The organism is Rhodopseudomonas palustris, from assembly GCF_007005445.1.
Lineage (GTDB): Bacteria > Pseudomonadota > Alphaproteobacteria > Rhizobiales > Xanthobacteraceae > Rhodopseudomonas > Rhodopseudomonas palustris_G.
Genome location: NZ_CP041387.1, coordinates 4054490 through 4064943 on the forward strand (window position 1 = coordinate 4054490; position 10454 = coordinate 4064943).

12 protein-coding genes are annotated in these 10454 nt (G+C 66.3%); 5 read left to right on the forward strand and 7 right to left on the reverse strand.

What is annotated here, in order from left to right; translation table 11 throughout:
- The first annotated feature begins 70 nt into the window (after window positions 1–70).
- The 3 genes from FLL57_RS18645 (at window position 71) to FLL57_RS18655 (ending at window position 2177) form a co-directional block, all read left to right on the forward strand.
- A complete protein-coding gene (locus FLL57_RS18645) occupies window positions 71–844 on the forward strand; it encodes a thioesterase family protein (protein WP_142883665.1) in 774 nt (257 codons plus the stop codon).
- Between the two features lie 189 nt (window positions 845–1033).
- Window positions 1034–1288, forward strand: a complete 255-nt coding sequence (locus FLL57_RS18650) for a hypothetical protein (protein WP_013504518.1) — start codon at window positions 1034–1036, stop codon at window positions 1286–1288.
- A 136-nt stretch (window positions 1289–1424) separates the two neighbouring features.
- A complete protein-coding gene (locus tag FLL57_RS18655) occupies window positions 1425–2177 on the forward strand; it encodes a hypothetical protein (protein WP_142883666.1) in 753 nt (250 codons plus the stop codon).
- Between the two features lie 57 nt (window positions 2178–2234).
- Here FLL57_RS18655 and FLL57_RS18660 read toward each other — a convergent pair whose 3' ends face one another.
- On the reverse strand, window positions 2235–3980 hold the full coding sequence (locus FLL57_RS18660; RefSeq protein WP_013504520.1) for a tetratricopeptide repeat protein: 1746 nt from the start codon (window positions 3978–3980) through the stop codon (window positions 2235–2237).
- Between the two features lie 213 nt (window positions 3981–4193).
- On the opposite strand from FLL57_RS18660, the gene FLL57_RS18665 reads away from it, so the two are divergent.
- On the forward strand, window positions 4194–5195 hold the full coding sequence (locus FLL57_RS18665) for a S8 family serine peptidase (protein ID WP_234713362.1): 1002 nt from the start codon (window positions 4194–4196) through the stop codon (window positions 5193–5195).
- On the opposite strand, the gene FLL57_RS18670 is transcribed toward FLL57_RS18665, so the two are convergent.
- The 5 genes from FLL57_RS18670 to FLL57_RS18690 form a co-directional block, all read right to left on the reverse strand.
- Window positions 5168–5734, reverse strand: coding sequence for a DUF2478 domain-containing protein (locus FLL57_RS18670; RefSeq protein ID WP_047308887.1), 567 nt, complete (start codon window positions 5732–5734; stop codon window positions 5168–5170). The genes FLL57_RS18665 and FLL57_RS18670 overlap by 28 nt on opposite strands.
- Window positions 5735–5880: 146 nt before the next feature.
- Complete coding sequence (gene modC, locus FLL57_RS18675; RefSeq protein WP_047308886.1) at window positions 5881–7002, reverse strand: molybdenum ABC transporter ATP-binding protein; 1122 nt, start codon at window positions 7000–7002, stop codon at window positions 5881–5883.
- Window positions 6999–7685 (reverse strand): molybdate ABC transporter permease subunit, encoded by a 687-nt coding sequence (gene modB / locus FLL57_RS18680; protein ID WP_047308885.1) that lies wholly within the window; start codon window positions 7683–7685, stop codon window positions 6999–7001. The genes modC and modB overlap by 4 nt, the downstream gene beginning before the upstream one ends.
- Window positions 7686–7798: 113 nt before the next feature.
- Window positions 7799–8572: a molybdate ABC transporter substrate-binding protein gene (modA, locus tag FLL57_RS18685; RefSeq protein ID WP_047308878.1), complete on the reverse strand. Its 774-nt coding sequence runs from the start codon at window positions 8570–8572 to the stop codon at window positions 7799–7801.
- A 118-nt stretch (window positions 8573–8690) separates the two neighbouring features.
- The gene (locus tag FLL57_RS18690) at window positions 8691–9482 is read right to left on the reverse strand and encodes a TOBE domain-containing protein (RefSeq protein WP_013504526.1); all 792 of its coding nucleotides are present in this window, start codon (window positions 9480–9482) and stop codon (window positions 8691–8693) included.
- A 99-nt stretch (window positions 9483–9581) separates the two neighbouring features.
- Here FLL57_RS18690 and FLL57_RS18695 point away from each other — a divergent pair, with 99 nt between their 5' ends.
- On the forward strand, window positions 9582–9791 hold the full coding sequence (locus tag FLL57_RS18695) for a TOBE domain-containing protein (RefSeq protein ID WP_013504527.1): 210 nt from the start codon (window positions 9582–9584) through the stop codon (window positions 9789–9791).
- Window positions 9792–9835: 44 nt separating this feature from the next.
- On the opposite strand, the gene FLL57_RS18700 is transcribed toward FLL57_RS18695, so the two are convergent.
- Window positions 9836–10405, reverse strand: a complete 570-nt coding sequence (locus tag FLL57_RS18700) for a DUF2478 domain-containing protein (protein ID WP_013504528.1) — start codon at window positions 10403–10405, stop codon at window positions 9836–9838.
- Window positions 10406–10454 lie beyond the last annotated feature (49 nt).

Sequence of the window (10454 nt, forward strand, 5' to 3'; positions counted from 1 at the left end):
ATTGCTTTGCTTCGCTCGCAATGAGGGGGAACGCTCCGATCTCGTCAGCTCAATTTCTGGACGCCGCCTCATGGACTCCATTTACCGTATCGACGGCACCGATATCGAAACCAGTCCGAACGCGGCCGGGCCGTGGGATCCGACGATGCAGCACGGCTCGCCGCCGTCGGCGCTCGTGACCTATCTGGCCGAGCAGGTCCCAACGCCATCGCCGATGCAGATCGCGCGCGTCACCGTCGATCTGTTGCGTCCGGTGCCGGTGGGACCGCTGACCTACCAGACCGAGGTGCTGCGCGAGGGCCGCAAGATCCAGCTCTGCGCCGTGCGGCTGCTGTCGAAGGGCGTCGTCGTGGTCGGCGCCACGGTGCTGAAGATTCGCATCACCCCGCCCGATCTGCCCGACGATATCGAGCACCCGCCGCTCGACGTACCGCATCCCGACGATTGCCCGGTGCTCGACCCAGGCTTCACCCGCAATCCGTTCGTCGGTGGAATGTCGCTGCGCAAGGTCTATGGCGGCTTCGGTGAGATTGGTCCCGGCGCAACCTGGTATCGCGCCGACCGCGCGCTTGTCGAAGGGCAGCCGACATCGCAGGCGATGCGCGCAGTGGTCGCCGCAGACTTCAGCAACGCCACATCGTCGATCCTCGACTTCAAACACTGGACCTTCATCAACGCCGACCTCAACGTGTTCTTCGCGCGGCAGCCGGTCGGCGACTGGGTGCTGCTGAATTCCGAAATGTGGTTGGGGCCCGACGGTGCCGGCATCGCGTCGTCGAAGCTGGCGGATGTGCACGGCTATTTCGGTCGCGCGATCCAGAATCTGGTGGTCGAGCAGCGCTGAGCCGGAGAGCTCGGGGCTGTGGATAGCAGGGATCACTCCACGTATTTGTACCTGGCGGTCGAGACGCGGGAGCCGCTTAATACCCCATTAACCATCCTCGGCACATCAATAGGGCCGCCGCGACGCGGGGCTCTCTCGACGACCGCCCCTGCATCGTAGGCGCACACCACAGCCGAAGTGGACGTCGCCATGCTGCATGTCGAAAAGACTTCCGCGACTCTCCAGGAACTCCGCATCCGGGTCGCTCGCGCGCTGCAGCGCAATCCGCTGTGCCGCGACGTCCGGTTCGAGATCGTCGCGACGCCGCGCACCCGCAAAGGCGGCAACTGGACGATTAGTATCCAGTCGGTCGCGCCCGACGCACTGTGGGAAGCCTCCGAGATCATCGCCGACATCCAGGAAGCCTACGAGCTGGCCGAGATACAGATGTACGCGGCGGCCTGAACAGACAGCCTGAACGTGCGGCCTTGGGCGCGGAACCGAACGCCCCGAGGAACCGACTATAGTTACCACTAACAGCCATATTTCGTCTGCATTCTTGCGCGATACCAGCAGCCGTTCGTCGCCGACGGAGACCAGCTTGACCAAGGCCATCACCCTTTCTGCGCTGGCGTGTGTGCTCCTGGCGAGCGCGTCTGCGGCCAGCATTCTATCCCGCGCCAGCGTCCCGGCGGCGGGCTCTGCCGGTGCCGCTGCGATCGAGCGCCCGGTCGCCAATCGCGATGTCAAGGCCGACAAGCTCGGCATAGCCCGGCCACAGCTCGCTGCGAGCGAGCCCGAGCTCGGCGACTTCGAGGCCGCCGACTTCGAGGCCACCGATCGAGCGACAGCGCTTTCCGAAGCCGATGCTGCGGACACCACGACGACGACCGGGCCTGTGCGGCTCGCCTATGCGACCGACGAACCACCGGTCGCGGCGATTCCCGAGGCGTCCCCGTCGGGACCGAGCTCGGCGGCAAAACCGGTGACCAAGCTGCCACCGGTGATTGCCACCACGCCGGTTCAGAAGCCGAAGCCAAAGCCTGCCGCGAAGGAAGCCCTGCTCAGCGACGGCCAAATTGCGCAGATCAAAACCCGGCTCAATTTGTCGTCGTCGCAAGAATACTATTGGCCGTCGGTGGAGCAGGCGCTCCGCGCGATCGGCCGCAAGCTGCATGCGGCGTCGCGCGGCCGCGGCGATGGCGCGCCGCCGATCGATCCCGACAGCGCCGAAGTGCAGCAGCTCAAATTCGCCGCGATGCCGTTGCTGTTCCAGCTCCGCGAGGACCAGAAGCAGGAAGTACGCAAGCTCGCCCGCACCATGGGCCTGGAACAGGTCGCACAGCAGATCTGACGGGGGAAGCCGGACCGTTGGCCGCGCATCCGATAGCGACGCCCGATTCGACTGATCCTAAGCGGCGGTTTCCTGACTGTCCCGCTCCGGCCAATCCTGCGGCCGACCGGGCACCATCTTCAGCCCTCCGACGAGGTGGTCGATCCAGGTGCGGTCGACGAACGGCAGCCAATCCAGAAAGCGTTTGGAGAAATGCGGCGTGGCGGCGACGAACTCGTCGCAGGCGAGGCGCGCGGCATCGAGCTGGCCAATCCGCGCCAACGCGTTGACCTTGAGAACGTGCGCGTACCAATAGGCCGGGCGGCGCGCCAGTGCCAGCGTGGCGTGCTCGATCGCGTCGGGCCACTGCCCGAGCTGGGTATAGGCGAGCGCCAGTTCGCCCAGCGAATAGAAAATGTTGGGATCGTTCGACGACAGCCGCAGCGCGGTCTTGAGGTGCACGATCGCCTGATCGGGCTGACCTGCGAGATTGAAGCAGCCGCCGAGTTGAGCGTGCGCCAGCGCCAGACTCGGCGTGAGCGCGATCGCCTGCTTCAGCAGGCCCTTCGCTTCGAGCGGATGCCGCAGCCACATCTCGGCGATCCCAGCGAGCATGAAGCCACGGCCGTCGTCGGGATCGGCCAGCATCGCCTGTTGCGCCAGCTTGCGCATCCGCAGGATCTGATCCTGCGGCTGGCGTCCGGCCCAGATCGACCAGGCCAGTGCCGCCGTCGCCTGAATCAGCGCTTCGGGCGAATCCGGATCGAGCGCCAGCGCTTCGGCAAACAGCTTCTGCGCCATCTCGGAATCGGCGCGCGTCAGCCGGTTGAGATGCCAGCGCCCACGCCAGATCAGATCGGAAACGCCGAGCCGATCCTGTCGCTTGCCGCGGATGCGGATCTGCTCGGCGTGTTCGATCCGGCTTTCGAGCTGCGCCACCAGTTCATTGACGAACTGCTCGAGCTCGTCGCGCGCTGCCGGCGATTGCAGCGTGAATCGTCGCGACCACAGCGAATAGCCGGTCACCGCCTCGGCCAGCGACGCCGACACGCCATAGGATTGATAGGCGCGATACAGCCGGCCGTCGACGAGGTACTGCGCGCCGAGGCGCTGGCCGATCAGTTTGCGATCGTCGCTCTCACTGAATGAAAAGCTGGAATTGCGCGAGATCACCGGCAGCCAGCGGATCCGCGATAGCCCGACGATCAGCTCCTCGCCGATGCCTTCGGCGACGTAGTCCAGCGTTTCGTCTCCGGTGGCGTTGGCGAACGGCAGCACCGCGATCGCCGGCCGGCCTGCAAACCCTACCGGCGGCGCCGAAGTGTCGACGATATGGGTCGGGAGCGTCGTTCCGCCACCTGCCACCGCCGAGATGTCGTTGGCAGGCGGCACCAGCGCGCCGCGCTGTTCACGCAGCCATTCGCCGAAGCCTCGCTCACTTGGAATTTCGAGGCCTTCCAGCAGTTCTCCGACCGCCCGGCCCGGGCGCGCGGCAAACAGGTCGATGTCGATCAAATCGGTCCGCAGGCGCACACGATCACGATCGCTGAGCAAGAGCTCGGCGGCGTCCGCGTTCAGCAGCTTGCGCAGATTCGACAGCTCGCGGCGCAGACTGCCGGCGGCTTCGGCCTTGCGCCGGCTGCCCCACAGCCGATCCTGCAGCCAGCCGCGGGTCCGCGCGCCATCACGCGACAAAGCGAGCATTGCGACAACGGCAATGCCCTTCTTGCTGGTGATCTCGATCCGGCGCCCGCCCGGCGCGGTGAACTCGAAGGGGCCGAGCAGCCGAAGCGCATATCGCTCCGAATGTGCCGCCGCCGTCATCCCGTGTCCTTCCTGTCGCTGCGCTCAAAATAGCACTTTTCACGGTGCTATCACGCCATTTTCACGCTGGAGACCCATCGATAAGGGAGCGGAACCAGACCCAATAAGGGATTATGCGAGATGCCTCTTGACCGATTGAAAAATCGAGAAATAACGAGGCATAAACCGTCAGTTGCAACGGGCAGTGCAGGCAACGACATGCGAACGCATCGCATGTGGCTGACGGAAGATGCGGGCGGGGTTATGGTTGGCGTGTCTGGAAGCGAGCTCCACCAGGAGCTTCTGTTCGCGTTCGGCGGCGGCGAGCGCGATGTTACCGTGGCGCTGCTCGACGGATTGGTCGACCGCACCCATGACTGTTTCATCGGCGCGCCCCTCAAGCCCCTCAACTCCGCAGCAGCCCAGCGCGCCGGCGAAGACGCCCCCGCGAGCGCGCAAGCCACCCATTTGGCCAGTCTCCTTTTCGGGCAGCCTTGCCGGTCCGTCGAGGGCATCGCACCGATGTGCAGCGGTTTGCTGGCGCCGATCTTCAGCAGTGGTCGGCAGGCGTGCAGACAAGCCGATCTTGCCGACGCAATCGCTCGGGCACTGGATCATGGCGCCGACATCATCTTGATTGGTGACGGATCGTTCGAACGCCCTTGGTATCCGGGCCCCGCTCTGGCGGACGCAGTCGCCAAGTGTAATGCCCGCAAAGCGCTGATCGTCACCAGCGCCGGCAGCCAGGGCTGCACCACGCTGCTGCGCCGTTGCGGCACCTCGAACTTGCTGCCGGTCGCAGCCCTCGACAGCGTCGGCCAGCTCCTCGGCGGCCAGTGCCGCGACCTCGGTGACATTGGAATCGCCATTCCCGGCACCAGCGTGACGGGCGCCGCCCTGGAGGGAAGGATCGTACAGCGAAGCAGCCCGAATGTTGCGGCGGGGATGGTGGCGGGGGTGGCTGCGGTGCTGTTGGGCGTGCTGTACCGGGCGGGCAGAGCGCGCGATCCCGGCGCCGTCGCCGAGGCGATCCGGATGACCGCGACCCCGCGGGGCGCGCTCGGCGGATCCGGATACCCGGCGACCTGGACCGGCCGCAAGAGCCTGGAGACGGCAGCCGCCTACCTCACCGGGCGCTACGAGGGCGCCTACGCGTCCAGCCTGTTCGAAACCTGGTATCGCGCCCAGGCGGGCGCGATCCGGTCGGATCACGCCGCGTTCCGTCCCCGGGCGTGATCGCGCCACCACGCTTCCAGCGCCTCCGCCTCCGGCGGCAGCGACACCGACAGCCCCTGGGCGAAGTCGTTCCAGACGTCTTCGGCCTTCGGCGTCACCACGCAGGCCACCGGCACGCCGGCCGCGATCGCCGCCTGGAACGCCGACATCAGCCCGCCGCGCACCGCCTCCTGGCCGCCGAACCGGCTCAGCACCACCAGCGCCGGCTTGCGTGCCACCGCCCGCTCGACCGCGCCCGCGGCCAGCGCCAGCGACGACGAGTTGAGATTGCAGGCCTGCGACCCCGAGCCCAGATCCTGGTGCATCGAATAGCGATCGCCGGTGGCGATATCGATCAGCTCGCTGCGGCATTCGCAGCCTTCATGGCCGCCGCCATGGCCGTGATGGCCGCTGTCTTCCAGCGGCACGACCACGCCGACGACATCGACGCCTTCGGCCTTGCGGCGCAGCGCGAACGCCGTCAGCACGTCGGCGGCCGGCGTGCCCGGTCCGCCGCGCAGCGCCGCGATCGGCATCGATTGATTACTTTCGAACGACATTGTCGATTCTCCTTCAGGGGATGCGGACGCACGTGGTCGCTGACCCGACACGACTGGTAGTCGCGTAGTTTCCAGCGCCGCCTTTGCAGCGATCGTAAGAAAGAATGCGAAGTTCGTGCCGGCTCGCGGCACGTCATCGCCGCCGACTACGCGTGGCCGTCGCGCCCCGGCGCGAGCGCAACGCCCTTGATCTGGGCATAGACATCGACGCCTGCGGCGAGCCGCAACTGGTCCCACGACCGCCGGCTCAGCCGGGCCAGTAACCGGCCGCCGTCGCCGTCCCGGCCGAGCATCAACACCACCAGCATTTCATTGCCGCCGATCGGCGAGGTGTCCACGATCCGCGCCGCGACCGCATTGAGGATCGAGCTTGCCTGCGGCGGTTGGCGCGCCAGGCTGACGTCGCTGGCTGCGATCCGCACCCGCCGTCTTTCGCCGAGCGAGACCGGCGGCGACGGCACCAGCAGCCGCGCGCCCGCGATCCGCAGCGTCACCAAGCCGTAGTCGGTGTCGTAGCTCTCGACCGCGGCGTCGAAATTCACCGCAGCATCGCGCGCGACCGCCAGCGGCAGCTTCGGATCGCTCTGCAGCTCGGTGAGCGGGCCGACCGCCATGACCTTGCCGGACTGCATCAGCACCAGATGATCGGCGAGCCGTTCGATTTCAGTGATGTCGTGGCTGACATAGATCACCGGCAGCGACAGCCGTGCGTGCAGCCGCTCCAGGAACGGCAGGATCTCGTCCTTGGTCAGCCGATCGAGCGCCGACAGCGGTTCGTCCATCAGCAGCAGTTTCGGCTGCGACAGCAGCGCCCGCCCGATCGCGACGCGCTGGCGCTCGCCGCCGGACAGATTGCGCGGCGACCGTTCGAGCAGCTTCGCCAGGCCGAGCAGCTCGATCACCTCGTCGAAGCCGACCGCGCCGACGTGAGCTTTGCCGAATTCCGGCGGCGCGCCGTAGAGCAGATTGGCCTTGACAGACAGATGCTGAAACAGGCTGGCTTCCTGAAACACGTAGCCGATCGGCCGGTGATGCGGCTTCAGGAACGTCGCGTCGTCCTGCCACACTTCGCCGCCGACTTCGCAGCGACTGCCGGGCAGATGCTGCAGCCCGGCCAGACAGCGCAGCACGCTGGATTTGCCGCAGCCGGACGGCCCGAACAGTCCGGTGATTCCGGTGGCCGGCACCGTGAAGGCGGCATCCAGCGTGAAGCCGCCGAGCTGGCCGTGAAACGCCGCCCGAATGCTGGGAGGTGACAGCACCCTCATCCTCTGATCCGTGCGGTTCGCTTTTCCAGCATCATCATGGTGAGGATCACCACGAAGGCAAACGCCGCCATACCGCCGGCCAGGATGTTGGCCTCGCGCCACTGCGAAGTCTCGACGTAATCGTAGATCGCCACCGACAGCACCTTGGTGCTGCCCGGGATGTTGCCGCCGATCATCAGCACGATACCGAACTCTCCGACGGTGTGGGCGAAGCCGAGCACCGCACCGGCCAGAAAGCCCGGCCGGGCCAGCGGCACCGCCACCGTCCAGAACGCCTTCAGCGGCGAGGCCCGCAGCGTCGCGGCGACTTCGAGCGGACGATCGCCGATCGCATCGAACGCGTTGCGGATCGGCTGCACCACGAACGGCATCGAATAGATCACCGAGCCGAACACCAGACCGCCGAAAGTGAACGCCAGGGTGCGGCCGCCCCACAGCGACGCCAGCGCGCCGCCCGGCCCGTCCGGCCCCATCAAAACCAACAGATAGAAGCCGAGCACGGTCGGCGGCAGCACCAACGGCAGCGCCACCACCGCGGCGACGCCTTCCTTCCACCACACCTTGGAGCGCGCCAGCCACCATGCGATCGGCGTTCCGACGATCAGCAGGATCACCGTGGTGATCGCCGCCAGCTCGATGGTGAGCCACACCGGCTGCCAGATGTCGGGGGGAAGATTGGTCATGGCCTATCCAACCGTCATTGCGAGGAGCGAAGCGACGAAGCAATCCAGCCCCGTGCTTGGAGCTGGATTGCTTCGCTGCGCTCGCAATGACGGGAGAGAGCGCATTGCGAACGTCAGCTCGCCTTCGGCGTGGTGACTTCGTAGCCGAACTTCTCGATGATCGCGCGCGACTCCGGGCCCTTGAGGAAGTCGAGGAACGCCTTGGCGGCGGCGCTGTTTTCGCCCTTCTTCAGCAGCACCGCGTCCTGGGTAATCGGCTTGTACAGATTCTGCGGCACCATCCAGCGCGAGCCGTCCTTGTCATTGATCACCTGCGACAGCGCCACGAAGCCGATCTCGGCGTTACCGGTCTGCACGAACTGATAGGCCTGGGTGATGTTGGCGCCTTCGACCAGCTTCGGCTTCAGCTCGTCGTACAGCTTCAGCGCCTGCATGGTCTCGACCGCGGCGGCGCCGTAGGGCGCGGCGGTGGGATTGCAGATCGACACCTTGGCGATCGTCGCCTGCTTGAGGGTTTCTTCGCCCTTCACCACGCCCGGCGACTTGCTCCACAGCACCAGCTTGCCGACCGCATAGGTGAACACGGTGTCCTTCACGCCGAAGCCTTCGTCGGCGAGCTTCTTCGGCCGCGCCGAATCCGCCGACAGGAACACTTCGAACGGCGCGTCCTGGGTGATCTGGGTGTAGAACTGGCCGCTGGCGCCGAACGACAGCACCAGCTCGTGGCCGGTCTTGGCCTTGAACGCAGCGGCGATCTCCTTCACCGGCTCGGTGAAGTTCGCGGCGACCGCCACCTTGGCGGAATCGGCGAACGCCGGGGTAGATGCGAGGCCGGCGGCGAAAGCTGCGCCGAACAGGGCGAGCCTGAGAGTGACGATGGTCTTCAAGGGATGACTCCTATTAGTTGCTCAATTGGTTTTCTTCATTGCGAACACCCGGATCGGCGCTTCGCGACGTCGTCGGCTTCGCCTCCTCGCAATGATGCCGGATAGATCATGCGCGCGCTCAGTCGATGGCGACGATGACGTGCGCAGCGTCGAACACCGCGCAGGCCGGATCACCGGGGGCCAGCTTGAGGTCGCCGGCGCTGCGCGCGGTGACCGAGGCCGCGAGCGTCTTGTCGCCTCCGATGTCGAGCACGATCTCGGCATTGACGGCCGAGACGTCGGCGCGGCGGACGATGCCGCACACGCAATTGCGCGCCGACACCAGGGGCGGCTGGTGACCGGGCGCGATCATCACGAACGGCGCCTTGATCAGCACGATCGCTTCGCGGCCGACCACGAGGCCGAGGCTACGCACGCTCTCTGCGGTCAGAAGTGCATAGATCGTAGTGTCGGGCGACACCGTTACGGCGACTTCGGCGCTGAGCGTATCGGCCTTGATGTCCGAGATGACGCCGCGGAGGGCGTTGCGGGCGCTGGTCTTCATGAAGAATCCGGAGACGAGATTGATCGGGGTGATGCCGCTGCCGGCGAGTTCGGGTTCGAGGTTGCGGAACACCCGGGTCATCTCGGCTTCGAGCCGCCCGAACGCTTCGATCACCTTGATGCCGGTCGGCGTGAGCTGGGCGCCGCCGCCGGCCTTGCCGCCGGTGCGGGTTTCCAGCAGCGGACGACCGAACAGGTTGGTCATCGCGTCGAGCGCATCCCAGGCCGCCTTGTAGCTGAGGCCCGCCGCCTTCGCGCCAGCCGTGATGCTGCCCTCGCGGGCGACGGCCTGGAGTAGCCGAATACGGTCGCGCCCGACTCCGGAGATCTCCTTCGTCTTCAGCGTGACAGTGGCCTCGATCGACATTCCAAACGCCCTCGTCATTTCGTCGAGCTAGTCGTCATGTGTCAGAACTATATAACGGTAAAACTGATCCGGCCAACCTCAACTAAGGAGACCACAGCTATGAAAATCAGCGCCCGCAATCAGCTCAAGGGCACCATCGTCGACGTCGTGAAGGGTGCGACCACTTCGCATGTCCGCATCGACATCGGCGGCGGCGCGATCGTAACGGCTTCGATCACCAACGAATCCGCCGATGAACTGAAGCTCGCCAAGGGTCAGGCGGCGGTGGCGGTGATCAAGGCTTCGGACGTCCTGGTCGCCGTCGACTGACGCCTCCAGGGGCGACCACAGCGACATCACGTCGCGCCCGCCTCTCATTTCAGCGCCTCGCAGACGCTGACAGGGGGGCGGGCTCCGCGCCGCAAGCCGCGGCCGTGCAGCTTCTCCCACCAGAGATCGAGCGCACGCCGATCGCAGCGTAGCCGCACGCTCATGCCGTCGGCGAACCTGATCCAGGCGTCGAAGCGATGGCTCGGCACCGCGATCACCAGCGGGATGTCGGCGCTGAGCGCCTCGACAATCAGGTGCAACAGCCCTTTGCCTTCGCTTTCCTGCTGGCCGAACCGATTGATGATCAGCAGATCGGCGCCGCCGGCCATCGCGCCCGCCACGCGCGCGCCCGCATCCAGCAGCCGCCCGGGATCGAGCCGGCAACCCTGCGCCAGCGGCCCGAGATCCTGATACAACGTCACTTGCTCGCCGGAATGCACAAGCCGTGCGGACAGCCCGCGGGTGTCGTCCCCGCGCGGCCCGATCTGGACCAGACCGACTGCGCGGTATCCCCGCGAATTGAGATCGGCGGCGAATTCGCCTAGCACCCGATCCGGGTCCTCGCCGCGCTCATAGACCAGAGCAGCCAGATCGCATTGAGAGTCGAAGGTCATCGGCCCATCGCCGCAGTCTGGCGGCGCTCCGCTGTCGAGTGAGCACGAG